This window comes from Paenibacillus yonginensis (assembly GCF_001685395.1).
In the GTDB taxonomy this organism is placed as follows: domain Bacteria; phylum Bacillota; class Bacilli; order Paenibacillales; family Paenibacillaceae; genus Fontibacillus; species Fontibacillus yonginensis.
In genome coordinates, this window is the sequence record NZ_CP014167.1 from 1,845,383 (window position 1) to 1,862,913 (window position 17,531).

Below are 17,531 nucleotides of genomic sequence, written 5' to 3' on the forward strand. Positions count from 1 at the left end.
CAAAGCATATACAACACGTATATCAGAATCAATCCATTTGACCTTCACCGGCAGACCTTCTATGTAGGCAAGAAGACACGGCCGGCGTAAAGCTCGGCGGAACACAAGTCCGACTTTATTTAAATTCCGCTTTTTGCTCTTCCAGATGTTTAGGTGTAGTTTCAAACATGCTGTCAATCAGGCCAGGAATCGTCATTTTTTCGGTTTGTTCAGCTTTCTTGATCTGCTCGTTGACTTTTGCTTTGGCTTCTTCTTTCACGCGAGCCGTATCTTCTTCTGTCCAAAGACCTTTCTTTTCCAGGTATTTGGCAAGACGGTTGATTGGATCCTTTTCGCCCCATTGTCCTTCTTCTTCTTTCGTCCGGTACTTGGAAGTATCGTCAGAAAGGGAATGCGGACGGTAACGGTAAGTCACGGCTTCGATCAGCGTAGCGCCTTCCCCGTTGCGTGCGCGTTCAGCGGCTTCTTGAACTGCTTTGATAACCGCAAATACGTCCATACCGTCAATTTTCACGCCAGTGATGCCGGCAGCAACAGCTTTATGAGCGATGGACAAGGCACCTGTTTGTTTAGCAAACGGAGTAGTAATCGCATAACCGTTGTTTTGCACAAAGAAAATAACCGGCAGCTTGAATGCTCCAGCATAGTTCAGGCCTTCGTAGAAGTCGCCTTCGGAAGAACCGCCGTCACCGGTATAAGTGATGACAACTTGTTTTTGTTTCTTTAATTTGTAACCCATTGCGATCCCCATCGCATGCAAAATCTGCGCACCGATGATGATTTGCGGCATAAGTACGTTTACGCCTTCAGGAATTTGTCCGCCATGTTGATGGCCACGAGAATACAGGAAGGCTTGGTAGAGCGGAAGGCCGTGCCATACGATTTGCGGCATATCACGGTAACCAGGACATACAAAGTCTTCTTTCTGGAGCGCGAACTCACTGCCTACCATGGTTGCTTCCTGACCGGAAACCGGTGCGTAGAAACCAAGGCGGCCTTGGCGGCCCAGATTGATTGCACGTTCGTCCCAAGTACGGGTAAATACCATACGGTACATAACTTCTTTCAACTGATCGTCAGTCAGGTCGGGTACTTTATCAGGATTAATAATTTCGCCGTCCGGAGAGAGTACGGACAAAGCTTCTACTTCTTCCGTATATACTTCATAAGGAACTTTGCTCATGTTTTTCACCTCGACAAAAAATTTGAATATCAGGTTCCGCTGTTATAGAATTATTATACATCTGTTATATCCCTTTCGTCAAAGGATATAAGGAAAAATGTATTAGAAAGCAAATCTTGTATGTATAACAGCGCAATAAAAATGGTGTAACAGCAGTGAGGAGTATCACAGTAAGAAAGCGTGTTCACCACCATGGTTAATCTTACCTGATCAAGCCTCCAAATGCAAAGAAAAAGGGAGAGTGACAGCTATGACAGACAACCGATATTTGAAGCGGACTGTCGTGAAACATGAAATTCACAGCCAATTTTTGAACGAGACGCGCAAGCTGCGCATTTATCTGCCGCCCGGCTATAATGAGCTGCTGAGCTACCCGGTCGTATACTGCCAAGACGGCGAAGAATTTTTCAACTTTGGACGGATTGCCACCTACTCGAACCAGCTCATCCTGGACGAGGACATCGAACCTTTTATTATTGTAGGAGTCGAAGTGAACGTGAAGGTCAGAACCCAGGAGTATGCGCCTTTCGGAAGCCGTCACGAAGCTTATGTCGCTTGTTTTACTGAAGAAATTATACCCTACGTGGAACAGAATTATCCTGTGCGCCGTACGCCGGAGGAACGGATTCTGGCCGGGGATTCCCTGGGCGGATCGGTATCGCTTCATATCGCTTTGAGACGCAAGGACATGTTCTCCAAAATCATTACCCTGTCCGGAGCCTTTTACATCCCCAGCCAGGAAATCATCGCATCGGAAACCGATCTTTCATCCCTGAGCCTTTATATGGTAGTAGGGCTGCAGGAACGGGATTACCAGACAGACACCGGAATTTACGATTTTGTGGATCTGAACCGCAGAACCAAAGAACTGCTTGAGAAACGCGGAGCCAAGGTCGTATATTTCGAGAAAGACGGCGCCCATATTTGGGGATTCTGGCAGAAGGAGCTGCCGGATGCGCTTCGGCATTTCCTTCGCTGATCCTGTCTATTATTGAAAGAAAACACACAAAAAGGCCCGTCTGAACGACGCGGCCTTTTTGTGTTCCTAACCTTTACTGGTGTTTGTTATCGTGCAAAAGGTTTATTTTTCAGCGATCTTCTAGGCAGTCTCCAGCGATAATGGACAGAAAGCATCCGGGAGACAACTACGAGAAGAAACAGAATGATCATCTCCGTTGTGGTCTGCGACCAGCCGAAAGCGATGGCGAGCCCGGCAATTAAAGCCCATACCGCATAAATCTCATCCTGCAAAACCAATGGCTTGCGTCCCGCGAGCAGATCTCGGATAATCCCGCCCCCGACCCCTGTCAGTAGGGCTGCTACCGCAACGGCGCTGGCCGGATGATTCATCTTGACGGCATACAAGGCGCCCTGAATGGCAAAAGCACCAAGTCCGATAGCGTCAAACCAGGCCTCGCCTTTCTTCCAATGGCGAATCCAGGATACCGGAACCAGAAAAGCTGCGGCAATGGATATGCAGGCGATCAGCATTAACGGCCCTTGTGTCCAGATCGTGGTCACCGGGACTCCGATCAGAATGTTTCTAATAATCCCTCCGCCAAAAGCGGTTGCCAACCCCAAAACCACTACGCCAAGCACATCGTATTCCTCTTCCATGGCAACAAGGGCCCCGGAAACGGCAAACGCAATGGTGCCTATAATGCTGAACAGATCAAATAACTCCATTTCCCCTGCTTCTTCCCTCTTCGTAATCTCACATATGACGTAAACATTGTAGCTTTTCCTGGCAAATTGTACAACAAAAAATTCTGTTTTATACTATAGTCATTACATAGCTCCCCAAAATGCAGCAAGGAGAGATACACATGACATCTACCAATCGGGTTCTTATATTCGCAGGCGGCGATATTATCCCGGATTTCAAAGAGCATATCCAGGAGGGGGATTATATTATAGGGGCCGATTACGGCGCCTATTTCCTGATCGAACACGGGATCATTCCGGATACCGCCATCGGGGATTTTGATTCTATTACTCCGCAGCACCTGGAAGAGCTGAAGAAGATATGTCCAGAGGTCATTGCTGTAGATGCGATTGACAAGGACCTGACCGATGCCGAACTGGCCTTTGATATTGCCCTGAACAGACAACCGGATCAAATTATAATGTTTGGTGTTCTCGGCAGCCGGCTCGATCATTCCATGGCCAATATCCAGATGATGCTCCGGGCTTTGCAGCACCAAATCGCCAGCTCGATCTGGGACACAACCAACTATATTACCTTAACCGGCTCAACGGCTGTCGTGGAGAAACGCAACTTCGATTACGTTTCACTGCTTCCATTGACACCGGAGGTGACCGGGATTACGCTGGAGGGGTTCCTTTACAAGCTGGAAAACGCCTCGCTGAGAATGGGCCAATCCTTGGGCATCAGCAATAAGCTGGTACAAAATGAAGGAACTATTCAAATCGAAAGCGGCCTGCTTTTGATTATTCAAAGCAAGGATTGATTACATTTTTGTAACTTTTATTTCGATCAAATAAAACCGGGATCAAAAGGCTCAAACCTTTATTGCACAGAGGTTTGGGCCTTTTCTTTTGCTCCTGGTTTTCTGAAAAATCTTAATTTTTTGTAAATTTTAATCGTTTTTTAATAATTAGGCTCAACCCCCTGATAAACCTAACTCTCTCCTATCTATGGATAAAATTAGGAAGTTTCAAACCTGTTATACTTTGGTCAAGCCCGAGAATACAACATCAGGAGGAACATACAAATGATCAAAATTCAAGGACTCTATAAGAAAGTTATAACAGTAGGGATTTGTGCTTCCGTTGGCTTTACAGGCATGATGCTCGCTGGACAAACCCAGGCTTCTGCAGCTGCCGATACAGCCAATACGTCATCTGCAACTGCGTTGGAGGTTTCCGGCACGGCAACTTCAACCGGTTCCAAGATTATTTCTTACGGTAAAAAGTTCATGGGAACACCTTATAAATTTGGTGCTTCTACTTCAACAACCAAATATTTTGACTGCTCTTCTTTTACGAAATACGTATTTAAACATTATGGCGTAACTTTGCCGCGTACTTCTAAAGAACAAGCTAAAGAAGGCGTTGCCGTCTCCAAAGCAAACCTTAGAGTTGGCGATCTGGTCTTCTTCTCCAGCGGCAGCCGCGCTAACGGGAAGAACGTTACTCACGTTGCCATCTATGCAGGCAATGGCAAGATCCTGCACACCTACGGTAAACCTGGAGTAACCATTTCGAACCTGAACTCCGGCAACTGGAAGAAAACCTATCTGAAAGCACGCCGTGTATTGTAGTTCTATCTGAACTATAGCTTAGCTCAGGCCACGAGTCTCGAGCCTGATCGACTTTGGGCTTAGTCGGTTAACTTACGTTTCACGGTCGCAGGTAACATCTGCTTGTCTATTGAAGCATGTATCCTGTACCGCGGACGGTGTGCAGTAATTTGGGTTTACGACCTTTGTCAATTTTACTTCGGATATGTTTGATATAAACGTCTACGACGTTGGTTCTACCCGTAAAATCATATCCCCAGACTTCATGCAGCAGCAATTCTCTGCTGCAAACTTTCTTTTTTCGACGCGCCAGAAACAGCAGCAGCTCAAATTCTTTAGGCGTTAGGGGAATTTCTTCGCCTGCCCTGAATACTTTATGTTGTCTGATTTCGATACGCAGATCCTCGTGCTCAATATATTGATGCTCACGGGGGTCAATGCGTTGAAATAACCCGGTCAAGTTCTTTATCCGGGCGATTAATTCCTGGGCAGGCGCTTTTTTATGTACATAATCGTTGGCCCCGGCGGAGAATGCCTCCAATAGGCCCTCCGTAGTCGGTGAATCCGTCAAGACGATTACCGGGTAAGGCAGCAAGCCGTCCTCCCATTTTAGCCGAATTAACGATTTTAGAGTATGGGTATCCCTGGAATCCCCATCGATCAAAAGCAGATCCGGAGGCAGATCCATGCTGTCATTAAAGGTATCTGCCTCCATTCCCCCATACCGCTCCACTTCAAAGCCGGCTTCCTGAAGCCGGCTTATAATTTGCTGCGCATACGAGTTGTCTTCACCTTCAAGGAAAACCAAAACCAAACGCTTCTCCATCTTTCCCTTTCACCCCGACATAGAAAAGTCATCCGTTTCATCGGCAACTAATCCTAGTTTGCGGAGCTTGCCGGTTTCTCATACTATCCTTTCTCTTACACCCCTCTCGTATTCCCCTTCATCTTGTTGTGGATACACCTTTACAACGGGCTTCAAAATACCCGCTTGCCGCGGCGTCACGTTCATTCGTAAAGGTTTCTTCTAAACGGTAGGCCCCTTCGCACGGTCTCCGATAATAATATTTAATGCCCGTCTGTGCATCGATCCCTCCCATCACAGCCCGCTTCTTCAGCAGCCTGCCGCCTCCAAAAGCAAAATTGTTATAATACTGATCACCTACCGGAATCCCCTGCAGGAAAACAAGCATCCCTGCATCTTCAATCGTATTGTTCCAGGTTTCGTCCGGTATGTTTGGCAGCGTAAAGGTATAGCTTACTCCAGCCTGCTCTGCAAAATGATTGTGCTCAGCCACAATCCGTTCGAGATCCTGTTCTACAGAGGATACGATAGCCGTCCTGCGAACTGCATCCAGCATTTCCGGATTCTCCAGCAGCGGATCATCCGTTTTCCCTTTCAGGTCTTCAGGCAATCCTTGCAGGAACAATTTTTGGCGTGGATCGAGGAGCGTAAGCTGGTTGTCCAGGGTGAAGGAAAGGACATTAGCGGCAGCATCTGTATAAACATAAGGCTTCTTCGGGAACCAGCCGCCCATCTGCTGCTTCCCTCGGTCCGCCTGCATCCTGTCCTGGATTCCATAAATGCAATATCCGTCATAGTCCAGCACAACCACTGCCGGAACATAAAGCATAAACGCCTGCTGGCCGACCGGATCATCCACCAGGTTAAAATTCATAAACAACGTCTCCAGCAGCGCATCCAGCCCTGCCTGTTTATCGACCCGAAAAAATTTGTCCGAAACGTATCCCGCTTCATAAAGCGGCTGTTCATTGACATTGAGCCTGCTCGCTCCATCCTGTACGGCCGTCTTCAGAATCGAGTTATAACGCTGTTCGAGCAGAAATACTTCCCGGAGATTATCCGCCCGCATGGAGGATACCCAGAAGAATGGACTAGCCAGCAGCACAAACACGATCGCCCATTCAGTAATCTTCATTCAGCACCATTCCCCCATATTCCAGCAGCGCTGTTGATGAAGCCATCTCATCCCCATAAAGAAAACGGTTCAGAACACTTGAGACCTTCTGGGTTTGATCACGGATCCTGACTTCGAAGTAATCACCCGCGCTCAAATAATAGTTTCGGGATTCTTCGTCTGTACCCGCTGGCTGAGCCGGGAACAGCTGCTCCAGAATTTCATCGCCGTAATGAGCTTCTTCATAAACACTGAACCGTCCCAGAAAAGTTGCTGGGTCCGCTGCATCCCCGTATTCCGGCTGATATTTCTTATGGCGGTGCTCCAGGTCCAGTTCAAATCCCGCGAACACCTTACCCAGCTCTGCATTAAATTCGTTATACATAACAGGAGATATATATCCTTTAGTCCGCACAGCATCAACAAATTGGGTAATGATACGGTAAGCATTCAATTGGGAAAGGTCCTCCTGCCGTTTGACATTCTGCAGCATCGGGAACCCGTACAGCAGCAGGACAGCCAGCAAAGCGGCCGTAATTTTGGACAACACGTTAGACAATCCATTCCTCCTCCCGTTTATTGCTCGGTGAAGCTGATCTCCTTTAGTTGGTTATGATCGTCATATCGATAGACAGCGGTATATAACCGATCTAGACGAATCCGGTTGGCCGGAGCTGTCCATTCCGGGTCAGGATAAGGCTCCGGCACGGGGAATATCTCTCCATTGACGATAATCACGACCTTTTCCAGCAAGCTGTTTCTCCACATATAAATCACCTGCGCACCATTAAAGACGGACACTGAATCGCCGTCAGTATTCCCTCCATTTCCTCCTTCCCTATCCGTATAGACATTCAAAGCCTGGTTAGAATAAACAGACGCCGTGGCCCTGAAGGCATCTTCGGAAAGCTGTACGCTCCGTGTCATAACGGTACAAGCCGCCACAAACAAACTGAGGCCGACGGCTGTCCACAGCATGGATTTGATAGAGCTAAACTCCATACCGGCCTACCTGACCGAACTTTGAGTAAAGATAAGCCCGCGAACGACATTCGAGCTGTCCTTGACCACTTCTGCTTTAAACTTGCCGCTTGGATTGACGTATTCGCTGCTGGCTTCATTCCACGTATTGCCTATGCTAGCACTGCTTTCAACCAACACGGAGCCATAATCGGAATTCTCAATATTGGAGACATTAAGTGTGGAGCCATACCATTGGCCTGTCATATTTTTGCCGGTTTTGACCTGGATGCCGAATTGGGTTTTGCCTTTATATTTCCGAAGCGCGTTGGTAACCTGCGATCCGCTGATCGTCGTATCGTCATAAACGGTGAACGAGGCTTGAGCAAGCTCAGTCTGAATATCCGAGAAATTATTTTGCGCGGTTTTTGTTGCCTCCTGGGCGGAGATGAACAAGATCACGACAATCGTAATCAATGCGATGGTAAGAAAGATACCTGCTGCCACCTTAAGTGCTGAAGAAGCGTTGTTCATATTTTCATTACCTGCCTTTTCTTATAATTTTTGAATTTGTTCATAATAAACGGTCATTTGGCTGAAGCTCATCCAAATTAAAGGTATGACCAGATACATAAACACCAGGGCGTACATAGGCGTGAACCCAATGGTTTTACCTAGATTCGCTTTCATATCCAGCGTCTTCTCATAATCCAGCTTGCGCTGTTCAAAAAAATATCCCATTTCTCCATCCACATCATCAAAAGCACGGTTAACCGAAATTTTGCCGACCGCCAGCGCCAGCTTGTCCGCAAGCCTTTGAAACTCAGGCATAGTGACATCCCGTTTCATCCCTTCGATGGCTTCCTCCGGTCCATGTTCATAATGCAGCAAACATTTCTCTATCGGAGTTTTGAAGATAACCGCAAACGAATTCAGCCATTCCAGAATTTCCTCCACGGAAATGCGCTGCATTTCCCTTAAAATGAAAATGATCGTATAAAATTGATAAATTTCATGTTTCATTTCCAGCCTGCGGATTCGGCGCCCGAACAGAAGCAGCCAATACGGCGCATAATAGGCGCAGACACCCGCTCCAAGGGCAGTCAGCACTTCCCAACCCCTTAGCACTTCGGCATTCCAGCGGCTCAGCTTCCCGGCAATACGGTTTACTGAATCATTTAGCTGATCTTTAGTTAAAGGGAATTCAGAGTGGCTGGCGACGCTGGCGGCAATTTTTTCATAGCTCGAATGTTTATTCAGCCCCAGTTCCTTCATGATTTCTTTATCGCTTACGGCCTCAGCCGACAGCCTCGTCTTCTCCTGCTGATCAGGCGCTCCAAAGAACAGCTGGGTCGAATGGACTCCGTTCAAAATATGAGCTCTGACCTGCCCGTGCAGAACCAGAAATAAACCAATCACCACCAGAAAGGTTCCTGCAAATAATACCAGCCTGCGGACTACAAACCACTCCACCCTCATCTTGCTGAAGCTATCCCTGAGCAGCTCCGAATTCCGGATATAACTTTGGGAGCGGGGAGCTGGCAAAAAGACACGAACCAATCCCCTGACTATTCTTCGCTCATAGAGCCGTTTTTCCCAGCGGGAAGCCAGCTTGGCTGGCCGGTATTCTTCTTCGCTTTTTAATTTTTGCAGCAGCACATAACAAATTAAAATAACCGCATAAATCGCCGCTTTCGTGAGCATGCCGTATTTCCCGGCATAAAAGGCGTCCATCAGCGGAAAATTCCCCCTGGCCCACCGCTCAATCGGTTTGGTGAACAATAACGGTGCAAGGGCGATGACATTCAGCCCTTTCAATACATAATCGAGTTTGGAAAGACGAAGCAGATCCAGATGTATTTCTTTGGCCAGCTCAGACAGTGCTTTTAGAAAAAGCGAACCGCCATGGCTGACTTTGTCGCCATACTCCATAACCAGATACGAAACGCCGGCAAAGGTTTTGAGAAACCTGCCGGGATTTGTTTCATAATAATTCTCCAGACTGCGCCCAGGATTATGATCATTCAAGGCTTCATGAATGCGGTAGCCATGAGCGGAAACCTCCCTTTCCGCCCCTTCCGACGCCTCCAGGATCGCTTCATCCACCATCCCGGACCGATGATAGGCATGGCGAACTTTAGTAAACAGGTCATCGGTCTGCTCAAGCAGTCGGCGCTGCAGCCGGTTAGCATATGCTTCGAGCAGCAGGCCGTTTATCACCGCTGCCGAAATCAACAAAGTCAAGAGATAAATCGGATCCGGATTCATAATAAACAGGATTATCACTCCGCCGAGCAGCAAGCTGAGAAGACTATAGACGGCCGCTGCCGTTCGCAGCCTGATCCGATATTCTTCCCGATGCAGCCCGATAGTGAGCCGGCTTCGGACTTTTCGAGTATATTGACGCAGCAAAGGGGTTTTGAGAAACAGCAGATAGGAACGCTGCAGGAACAAATAAACGAAACCTCTCCACCGGAGCTTCGTTTTGCCGGCCAACAAGGCTTCGAACGGTATAGGCTCCGCCTTTAGACTATGCCGACCAAGGATGCCGGCGCTTATAAGAATGGCTGCAAAGCCTGCCATACTAAGGCCCGCTGCCCAAAAAAGCCATGTTTTAAGCTCCAAGCTGTTCCCCCCAATTGTCGGCCAGGAAACGATCAAAACGAATCGCGTCTGCAGGAACCATCTCTTTCCTCATGTCCCGCCGGGTCTGTTCCGAAAGGGTATCCCGGACTTCATATTTGCCATTGCTGTAAACCACAATATCTCTCGCTTCATATTGCCCCGCTTGACCTGAATGATCGATTGGCCCCTGAACCGGCACACATTCCGTAATCCGTTCTATGTATCTTGAACCGTCCATGTCATGCCGCAAATGAACGTCAAAATGGATTGCCCGAATCACCTGCTTCTCTGCTGTGAGCTCGTCCCGGAACAACCCGGATTTCAGCAGGGAATTTCGAAGGGCATGAATCAAATCTGCAAATGTTTTGGCGTGGTGGGTAAATACCGTGAACAGGCTTGCTACCTGTGACATTTGAATCATCCATGCGGCTACTTCGTCCGTCGCTACTTCACCTAGGATGTTAACAGCTCCATCTGTCTTCTTCTGCAGATCCAGCCCCTGCTGACCGGAGATATGATCGGTTTCCCGGAAGGTCAAAATATTCCGGTTCGGATATAAGCGGCGAAGATGAAGCTCAAAGGACATTTCCTGAATTCGAAGCGTATAAGACCCGTAAATAGATTTGATCAAGGCCATCAGCAGAGTCGTTTTTCCCGCTCCTTGAGAGCCTGTGACAGCGGTTATCCGGGCGCCTTTCATCAGAAACTGCAGCAGGAAAATAACCGTTTCGGCACCTTCTCCCTTAATCAGCTGCTCCAGCGAAGCGCTGCCGATATCAAACTTGCGGACAAAAAAAGCCCAGCTCTCCGCAAACGGCGGCCGAACCACCACTACCCTTGAGCCGTCTTTCATTTCATTCACTTTATATGCCGAGGCTTCTGACAGCTGGCCTGGCAAATTATATTTGTAAATGTTCTGACAGACCCGTTTGAGCTCTCCTTCTGAACCAAAGGACAGAAAGGACAAGCGAATCGACTTGCCTCTATAGAAGATCCACACACTATCGAAGTTTCTTTCACCGCTGGCTTCCGGTCCTGCCAGCCCTTCCCACCCTTGTTCAAATACCTGCTGAAGCACGCCTTCCCTGTTTGTATAATCGGAACCGCTAACTCCCCCGCTGACCCCGTCGATCCCCTGATCCCGAATTTCGTCCACAACTGAGAACCCTTTATATATCTGGTAAACCCGCTGCACGATCAATTCCAGCTTCTCTCTCTCTTCAAGCTCCCTGTATTCCATGTAAAAGATATGATTAATTGCCTCCGCATCAATCTCATATCGGAAATCCCCTTCGCTTGACTCATCGGTTTTAGGCGAATCGAGCCTGTATTCCTCAATCATCGTGGACAAAGCCTTGTTCCCGTGACGCTGCTTGTACAAATATAACAAGATATCAAATTGATCCTGTGCGGTCAGCTTCTCCCGCTCGTCAAAAGGAATAATCCGGTTCATTTGGCTTGCCGATAACGGATAGCCAGACTCCAGAACACGGCTGATATAGTTCTTGACGTATAACTTATCCCGAAGATCGCCGGAGACGCAGCCTTTCAGAGCCTGCCTCAGCTCCGCCCGCTGGTTTCGCTTCCGTTTATAGGCCTCTTCGCTTAATCCATAATCCTCAAGCTGATTGCGGCTCAGCTCGTGCAGCGATTGTTTGACAAAGCTAAGCACCTTCAAGGTTTCATCCAGCTCCTTTGAACCAGCCGTATATTCCTCCAATTGAAAGGCCTGCCTCTCGGCCCCTCTTCGGAAATACCAGAAGCTGATTGCACAGAGAAGGACAATAACTAGGATCATCCAGCCCGCATCAATCATGGCTCCATTCCCTCCGCCGCCGCTAATCCGCCAGGCACTCCAGGATGGCCCAGATAACCGGTCAACTGGCGTATAGCCATTATGAAAGAGCTGTTAGGCTGGGCTTTCTTTGCCGTACGCCGGTTTCTAAGCATAAAAGCTGCAGCCTCCCCGTTATTCCAGGCATTCACATAATCCGTACAGTGAGGAACCCCGATGATCGGCAGGCTTCTGCCAAACAAACGTTTGACATTCTTAACGCTCAGAACGGAGTTTTCATCGTAAGGATAAAGCACAATCAGCTCCTTGTTATCAGCCGCCAGATTCGAGGTGACCCGGTTGTAGTAACGCTGCAAAACTCCCCGATTCTGACGCAGCACCACAATCTGCTTATCTCCTGGTCCAATGCCGGCCTGCCGGAGCATCCATTCAGAACCCTGGACGATAACCCGGCTGTATCTCCCTCCAGCCTTGTCCCAAATTCTGCGGTAAACCTGCTCCTTCCCGGCTAAAGTCCGTTTTACCGGCAGCTCATGACCGAAGGCAAGATCCAGCCTTCCCTTCAGCAAAGGAAAGGTATAATCGACAATATTACCGCTGCTGAGCCTGCCGCTTTCCGCCAGCTGGAACAAGGCATCCATGCCTTCTCCGGCAAACATCAGCCCTTGATGCATATCCGACTTGCCAAGAGACAGGAATCCCTGCTCGGCTCCTTCTCCTTTGGAGCCCAAATGGACCAGCAGATGGGTTCCAAACCCGCTCAGTGCCGCTTCCATGGCCGCAGCTGCAGCGATTTCCGAGGCTCCAAACGAATGATCTCCATCATAAATCAGGAATTTGCCCATACCTGCCTCCTTGCCGTGCTTCTAAGCAAGCTTCTTGTCTTTGCCATTCCGTTACCTGCCATTCGGCCGGCCAGCAAACGAATGGTTTTCTTATAATTACGGGATAACGGTTTGAGGTGCAGAGCCCGGTTATGTTCATTTTCGAGCTGAACTCCATAATCGCGTTCATCCCACTGAACTTTAACTGCCTGCCCGCCCCATTGGATCGGCAGCTGGCCAATCATGGCCCGGATATAGGATTCCTCTACCGAACTTTCAACGTAACGTACAAACACAATTTCAGAGCACATCCCCTGCAAGGCGGGATATTTGGAGAACAGAAGTTTGAACCACTCAACGCTCCGTTCTACGGCAAAACGTTCAAAAGCCGTTACCCAAACGATACCGTCGCTTGCTTTCCAGTCGGCTTCGTCGCAAAACGTCAGCTTCTCCAGATCGTAAACTATAAAATCATAATCTTCGATTGAGCTCCTCTGATCCTTTAAATAAATTTTTAATGATTCTGCAGAAAAAAAGCCGCAGGCCACATCAAATCCGCAATATTCCGTAATCGGTAAGGAAGGTTCGGCCTGCCCGATCGAATAGCGGTAAACCTGACGTTCCGTTCCATCTACAAGCAGCACCTTGGTTCCGGCTGAAGCCAGCAGTCTGCACACATACAGCAGCAGGTCATGTTTATCGCTTACCCCTGCATAAATCCAGCTTTTCATGCTCATCTCTCCCTTCTATATTCAGATTAATTTCCGACCAGCTCCGTTTGAGGCGCGTTCCAGGGTGGTCCTCCCTCCTCCTCTTCCCTTCCGTTTAAAGAAGCCCCCGCCTCTGCCGCAGCTGCTGCCGCTTCCGCCTGACTGCCCGCAAAGCTCAGGGCACTTTGCTCCGAGACGGTGTTTAAGCTTTGTTCCAGCAAATCTCTTGAAGCCTGCGAGTTCAAATAGTTTTCTGCTTTAACGGCAAGATTCGGATCCCTGCCCAGCAGCTTCATCACCTGCTGATTAGCCGGATATGTAGGAATGGCTTTCGCTTGAAGTCCCGGCTCGACATAAGTCAGCGCATAAATTGAAGCTTTATGCAGATAGGCATCCACAATAGCGCTGGATAACATTAAAATCTCGTGTTCGTCCAAAGTCACCGTTAAAGTCGGCTTCTTCAAATCGTTGACCTTCTTTTTGGACAATAAAATATAATCCTCGCCAGTCGGGAACTGGATCCGTATATCCATGACATCTCCTTTGCCGAGTGAATTCGGCAGCTGCACAAAGCTCATTTCACGGTTTCTTAAATCACCGGGTGTTGCCTCCTCCTCATATAACAAGGATTCGGTGATCAAGGTGTTGGCCCCAAGCTCCACTTTGGCCGTTCGGCCCGTAATACGGTCTTTGGTTGCGATAAAGTTGCCGGGTACAGATGTTTTGGGTAGCTCTACCGGCTCAAGATCATCCTCGAGGATCTTCTGACCGGCGGCAATCTCCCTGCTGGGTACCCAGCCTTTCGTTAAGGTGGCTTTCGTTTGCTGCTTGAACTGAGCTATTTCAGCGCTGTACTGCTGCTCAAGCCTGTTTTTTTCTTTCGCCTGACGCATTTCGGTCTGAACGAGCAAGCCGCCCAGCAGCAGCGCAGAGACACAGGTTCCCGCAGCAGCTCCGTAAATAACATGACGTGTCTTTGTTCTGAGTCTTGCCACTCCTTCTCACTCCCTGTTATTGATTTTAAGCCATCCCGGCCTCCATCCAGACGTGCGGCGCTGCTTCGGAAGCAGCACTTCACAAATTCGCTTTGCCGCCTGAACCGAAGTTTCCCTTGGATGAAACGGGTCCGGCTCCGCCGGAAGGGCATAAACCTTCGAGCCCTTCAATAGTCGGCTAATGTGCTGAATGCCATCGGCATCCGCCATCGGCACGACATAAACCCGTTTTCTGCCCGCATAGCCAGACAGTCTCTGGCTGCAGCTGCTGATCTCATTCCTCCTCCAATGCCCTGACGGAAGGACTACAATTTGCAGATCGGCCCGGGTAAACTCTTCAAGGCTCTCCTTGCTATGCGTTGTCCCCATATCCATCAGAATCAGGCCGTAGCCCTCTCCAAGCAGCTGCAGCCACTCCGCTTTGGAAGGTTTCTTGTAATAGGCTATACGCCTATGCCCCATGCCTTTCCCGGTAAAAGCGGAAGCCGCTGAAGCTGTCTGCAGGCCAGCAAGGGTAGAAGGTCGTTCATTCCACTCCACATAGCTTACCTTTGAGAAGTGGGAAGACAAGGAATGGGCCAGCAGAAACGCCAAATGAGTCGTTCCCAGGCCAGAAGCTGCGCCTGTAATCGCAATGAGGAAAGGCCTGTCCGCAGATTCGGCTGTTTTCTGTCCTGCTGAATAAGCTGGCTGCAGCATCAGCAGCTCTCTCTTCACCTCCAATGCCGTTTGAACCCTTTCCTCCGCTTCGTAGCTGAGCAATTTGCGGATAAGCCGGGCCAAACCCTGCGATAGTTCTTTCCGATCGAAGGATCGGGCATCCTTGGGCCATTGGGTATATCTGCCTCGAGAAGCCATATACAGCATGATTGCTCCTAAAGCGTATAAATCCGTTCTTGCATCGCTTTGTTTGCCCAAATACTGCTCAGGTGCCGCGAAACCAACCGTGCCCAGCTGTATCGTGTCTTCAGTCAGCTGGGGTTTATAGGCCCTGGCCGTACCAAAATCAATAAATCGGATTTCTTTCCCTTGTTCAACCATTAGATTTGAAGGCTTCAAATCTCTGTAAATGATCGCAGGCTCGCGGGTATGCAAATAATGAAGGCCGTCGCAGATCTGATCCGCAAGCCGAATGATCTCCTCCTCCCGAAGGGACTGCCCGCCCCGGACATGCTCCTCTAATGTGACGCCTTCGATATAATCCATTACCAGATATAAATAATCGCCACAGCTCTCCGGCTTCCCCTCCTTATTTGCTTCCTCGTCTCCCTCATCTTCCTGAAAAAAATCCACAATCCTTGGAAACCTCGGGTGATCCAAGGCGATCAGCACGCCCGTCTCCTCTTCCATGCGTCCAGCCCCTCCCGGAGCTGCCAGGGTCTGCTTCACCGCCCAAAGCTTTCCCGGAAGCTTCAGGTCGCTGGCCACATAAACATGGCTGGAGCCGCCGCTCCCCGTATGCCGGACAATCCGGTAACGACCAGCAAGCAGCGTGCCATTCTCCAGCAGCTCCGGTATCGGAGCCATAACACATCCACCCTTTCAGACAACAAAAAAGGAAAGCCCCCAAACCCGAATACCTGCTGGTATTCGGAGTCTGGGATGCTTTCCCTTAACGGTTGTATAATTTTGGGATTATTATAAAACACAGGAAGCGGTTCTGTAAACCCTTTTTGTGAAAAAAAACTCTTCTAAAACATTAATGACATTAATATTTAATCATATATAATGTGATTTCGTCCCGATTATGAAACAGCTGCTTCGCTTGGATGATCTGCATACGCGCGTCCGTATACATTTCCTGAATTTCCTTAATCAAGGCAAGGGGTTTCTTGCTTAGCAGCTTGATGGTCACAACAGCCGTGCCTCCCGGTACGAGGCTGTACAGCAAATCAATCACCAGTCTCGCCGTCAGCTTGGGGCTCCAGCTCATGTCGCATACCAACAGGTCAAATTGATTTTGATCAAAGGCTACGCTGTCTGCGTTTTTCTTAATATAAGTCAAATTAGGGTGCTTAAGCAGCTCCGGGTTCATATCCGCCGGGTCCACCGCCGTCACCGTCAAACCTCTTTCCAGCAAAAAAGAAGTCCAGCCGCCGGGAGCGGCGCCGATGTCCAGTGCATTTCTGAACTCGCTGAAACCGATGCCAAACGTGCGCTCGGCCTCCAGCAGCTTAAATTTCGCACGGGAAATCTGCCCCTCCTCCCGTTGAAAGCGAACCGCACCACCGTTCCAATCCGACAGATTGGCTGCAGGCGTCGATATACCAGCATAAACGGTCTCCTCAGCCGCATATACGGACAATACAAAATCGGCATCCCGGACAACCAGCTTGGTCTGCTCCGGTTCCGGATCCCAGCCCGCTTCGATACCGTCTTTCAGCTCCAGGGCACTCCCCTGCCAGAAGCTTTTGCCGCTTTTGCGGACTTGAACAGCAACAGCCGTCGCTTCTTTTCCTTGCTCTGTCAAAGCTTCTTCAGCTGCCGGCAGCCATTCGCCGAACTGCCCTTTGGCAAACTCAGCAACCTTCATGATCATTCCTGCGGGCTCATCGCCAGGTTCAAACCTGAATTCGGCTTGTACCGGGAACATATGTCTCAGAAACATCAAAGGCGTTGTCTGCAGCTGCAGCAAAACTTGATCCGCGGAAGCCGGCAAAGTAACCAGCATGACCTCTCCCGATTCCAGAACCTGGCTCTTCAAGGAACCAAATGTTCTGCGGAGCTCTTCCTGGGCATAAGGGGAGAAGCCGTGATTGGCCGTACATATCCAGCGCGACGACTGCTCCTCCCTTTCTGTCCCTGTCTCTTCCTTTGGCCGGTCTTCCCACTGCTCGTTCATATCCAATCGTGTCCTCCTGATGAACGCTTACTGCTGTTCATTCTTTTTTTCCTGTTTCCTGCTATGATGAAGGGCAATCTCATCCAGTCTTTCAAACGGCACCGGACAACTGTGCAAAATAACATGTTCAGGTTTGTTGGCATAAAGCATTTCGTACATGCTGTTTCGACCATAAAGGCTTGAAGTATGCAAATAGATCTCGTTGGCATAAAGCCCTTCGTTCACCATGGCTGCAACCACTTCAGCTCCGGTCATTTCCTCTGGGCCCATATCGTAATCCAGCGATAAAATATCGACTTCCATCTCCCGAAGGAGCTGCAGACATTCCTGCCCCGTTCGTGCGAGCACAAAACCAGTTGGACAACGGCGCAAATCATCCATATATAAATGAATCAAATCTGTTCTTCCTTTCCCA

General features: G+C 49.1%; 18 protein-coding genes. 3 read left to right on the forward strand and 15 right to left on the reverse strand.

All coding sequences use genetic code 11. The annotated features are described in order from the left end of the window. Positions 1–115: 115 nt before the first annotated feature. Positions 116–1,183 (reverse strand): pyruvate dehydrogenase (acetyl-transferring) E1 component subunit alpha, encoded by a 1,068-nt coding sequence (gene pdhA / locus AWM70_RS08485; RefSeq protein WP_068695465.1) that lies wholly within the window; start codon positions 1,181–1,183, stop codon positions 116–118. Between the two features lie 250 nt (positions 1,184–1,433). Here pdhA and AWM70_RS08490 point away from each other — a divergent pair, with 250 nt between their 5' ends. Next, positions 1,434–2,162, forward strand: coding sequence for an alpha/beta hydrolase (locus AWM70_RS08490; protein ID WP_068695467.1), 729 nt, complete (start codon positions 1,434–1,436; stop codon positions 2,160–2,162). A gap of 86 nt (positions 2,163–2,248) precedes the next feature. Here AWM70_RS08490 and AWM70_RS08495 read toward each other — a convergent pair whose 3' ends face one another. Beyond that, positions 2,249–2,869 carry a trimeric intracellular cation channel family protein gene (locus AWM70_RS08495; protein ID WP_068695469.1) on the reverse strand — a complete coding sequence of 207 codons (621 nt, stop codon included), beginning with the start codon at positions 2,867–2,869 and terminating at the stop codon, positions 2,249–2,251. Between the two features lie 140 nt (positions 2,870–3,009). Here AWM70_RS08495 and AWM70_RS08500 point away from each other — a divergent pair, with 140 nt between their 5' ends. Together AWM70_RS08500 and AWM70_RS08505 are read left to right on the forward strand one after the other, a co-directional pair. After that, positions 3,010–3,654, forward strand: a complete 645-nt coding sequence (locus AWM70_RS08500) for a thiamine diphosphokinase (RefSeq protein ID WP_068695471.1) — start codon at positions 3,010–3,012, stop codon at positions 3,652–3,654. 267 nt (positions 3,655–3,921) lie between these two features. After that, positions 3,922–4,467 carry a C40 family peptidase gene (locus AWM70_RS08505; protein WP_068700496.1) on the forward strand — a complete coding sequence of 182 codons (546 nt, stop codon included), beginning with the start codon at positions 3,922–3,924 and terminating at the stop codon, positions 4,465–4,467. 106 nt (positions 4,468–4,573) lie between these two features. Here AWM70_RS08505 and AWM70_RS08510 read toward each other — a convergent pair whose 3' ends face one another. From AWM70_RS08510 to AWM70_RS08570, 13 genes are all read right to left on the reverse strand, one after another. Continuing rightward, the gene (locus AWM70_RS08510; protein WP_068695473.1) at positions 4,574–5,272 is read right to left on the reverse strand and encodes a winged helix-turn-helix transcriptional regulator; all 699 of its coding nucleotides are present in this window, start codon (positions 5,270–5,272) and stop codon (positions 4,574–4,576) included. Between the two features lie 118 nt (positions 5,273–5,390). Continuing rightward, positions 5,391–6,386, reverse strand: a complete 996-nt coding sequence (locus AWM70_RS08515) for a hypothetical protein (RefSeq protein ID WP_068695475.1) — start codon at positions 6,384–6,386, stop codon at positions 5,391–5,393. Continuing rightward, a complete protein-coding gene (locus tag AWM70_RS08520; RefSeq protein ID WP_237167908.1) occupies positions 6,373–6,915 on the reverse strand; it encodes a hypothetical protein in 543 nt (180 codons plus the stop codon). Before AWM70_RS08520 ends, AWM70_RS08515 begins: the two co-directional genes overlap by 14 nt. A gap of 26 nt (positions 6,916–6,941) precedes the next feature. Further along, positions 6,942–7,367 (reverse strand): hypothetical protein, encoded by a 426-nt coding sequence (locus tag AWM70_RS08525; RefSeq protein ID WP_068695479.1) that lies wholly within the window; start codon positions 7,365–7,367, stop codon positions 6,942–6,944. Between the two features lie 6 nt (positions 7,368–7,373). Next, on the reverse strand, positions 7,374–7,859 hold the full coding sequence (locus tag AWM70_RS08530; protein ID WP_068695481.1) for an ABC transporter permease: 486 nt from the start codon (positions 7,857–7,859) through the stop codon (positions 7,374–7,376). Between the two features lie 21 nt (positions 7,860–7,880). Continuing rightward, on the reverse strand, positions 7,881–9,908 hold the full coding sequence (locus AWM70_RS08535; protein WP_151208737.1) for a hypothetical protein: 2,028 nt from the start codon (positions 9,906–9,908) through the stop codon (positions 7,881–7,883). Between the two features lie 31 nt (positions 9,909–9,939). Further along, a complete protein-coding gene (locus AWM70_RS08540) occupies positions 9,940–11,766 on the reverse strand; it encodes a P-loop NTPase family protein (RefSeq protein ID WP_068695485.1) in 1,827 nt (608 codons plus the stop codon). After that, the gene (locus AWM70_RS08545) at positions 11,763–12,590 is read right to left on the reverse strand and encodes a hypothetical protein (RefSeq protein WP_068695487.1); all 828 of its coding nucleotides are present in this window, start codon (positions 12,588–12,590) and stop codon (positions 11,763–11,765) included. Before AWM70_RS08545 ends, AWM70_RS08540 begins: the two co-directional genes overlap by 4 nt. Then, the gene (locus AWM70_RS08550) at positions 12,575–13,300 is read right to left on the reverse strand and encodes a hypothetical protein (protein ID WP_151208738.1); all 726 of its coding nucleotides are present in this window, start codon (positions 13,298–13,300) and stop codon (positions 12,575–12,577) included. The genes AWM70_RS08545 and AWM70_RS08550 overlap by 16 nt, the downstream gene beginning before the upstream one ends. A 26-nt stretch (positions 13,301–13,326) precedes the next feature. After that, entirely contained in the window at positions 13,327–14,274 is a 948-nt protein-coding gene (locus tag AWM70_RS08555) for an SAF domain-containing protein (RefSeq protein ID WP_068695491.1), read from the reverse strand. Positions 14,275–14,280: 6 nt separating this feature from the next. Next, on the reverse strand, positions 14,281–15,801 hold the full coding sequence (locus tag AWM70_RS08560) for a serine/threonine protein kinase (RefSeq protein WP_068695493.1): 1,521 nt from the start codon (positions 15,799–15,801) through the stop codon (positions 14,281–14,283). Positions 15,802–15,982: 181 nt separating this feature from the next. Then, on the reverse strand, positions 15,983–17,116 hold the full coding sequence (locus AWM70_RS08565) for an SAM-dependent methyltransferase (protein ID WP_068695495.1): 1,134 nt from the start codon (positions 17,114–17,116) through the stop codon (positions 15,983–15,985). A gap of 27 nt (positions 17,117–17,143) precedes the next feature. Continuing rightward, a complete protein-coding gene (locus tag AWM70_RS08570; RefSeq protein WP_068695497.1) occupies positions 17,144–17,512 on the reverse strand; it encodes a cyclic-phosphate processing receiver domain-containing protein in 369 nt (122 codons plus the stop codon). Between the last annotated feature and the right edge of the window lie 19 nt (positions 17,513–17,531).

Bases quoted from the DNA above. Each gene is read 5' to 3' on its own strand.
- pdhA (WP_068695465.1), bottom strand. From the start codon at position 1,183: ATGAGCAAAGTTCCTTATGAAGTATATACGGAAGAAGTAGAAGCTTTG.
- AWM70_RS08490 (WP_068695467.1), top strand. From the start codon at position 1,434: ATGACAGACAACCGATATTTGAAGCGGACTGTCGTGAAACATGAAATT.
- AWM70_RS08495 (WP_068695469.1), bottom strand. From the start codon at position 2,869: ATGGAGTTATTTGATCTGTTCAGCATTATAGGCACCATTGCGTTTGCC.
- AWM70_RS08500 (WP_068695471.1), top strand. From the start codon at position 3,010: ATGACATCTACCAATCGGGTTCTTATATTCGCAGGCGGCGATATTATC.
- AWM70_RS08510 (WP_068695473.1), bottom strand. From the start codon at position 5,272: ATGGAGAAGCGTTTGGTTTTGGTTTTCCTTGAAGGTGAAGACAACTCG.
- AWM70_RS08515 (WP_068695475.1), bottom strand. From the start codon at position 6,386: ATGAAGATTACTGAATGGGCGATCGTGTTTGTGCTGCTGGCTAGTCCA.
- AWM70_RS08525 (WP_068695479.1), bottom strand. From the start codon at position 7,367: ATGGAGTTTAGCTCTATCAAATCCATGCTGTGGACAGCCGTCGGCCTC.
- AWM70_RS08530 (WP_068695481.1), bottom strand. From the start codon at position 7,859: ATGAACAACGCTTCTTCAGCACTTAAGGTGGCAGCAGGTATCTTTCTT.
- AWM70_RS08535 (WP_151208737.1), bottom strand. From the start codon at position 9,908: ATGGCAGGCTTTGCAGCCATTCTTATAAGCGCCGGCATCCTTGGTCGG.
- AWM70_RS08540 (WP_068695485.1), bottom strand. From the start codon at position 11,766: ATGATTGATGCGGGCTGGATGATCCTAGTTATTGTCCTTCTCTGTGCA.
- AWM70_RS08545 (WP_068695487.1), bottom strand. From the start codon at position 12,590: ATGGGCAAATTCCTGATTTATGATGGAGATCATTCGTTTGGAGCCTCG.
- AWM70_RS08550 (WP_151208738.1), bottom strand. From the start codon at position 13,300: ATGAAAAGCTGGATTTATGCAGGGGTAAGCGATAAACATGACCTGCTG.
- AWM70_RS08560 (WP_068695493.1), bottom strand. From the start codon at position 15,801: ATGGCTCCGATACCGGAGCTGCTGGAGAATGGCACGCTGCTTGCTGGT.
- AWM70_RS08565 (WP_068695495.1), bottom strand. From the start codon at position 17,116: ATGAACGAGCAGTGGGAAGACCGGCCAAAGGAAGAGACAGGGACAGAA.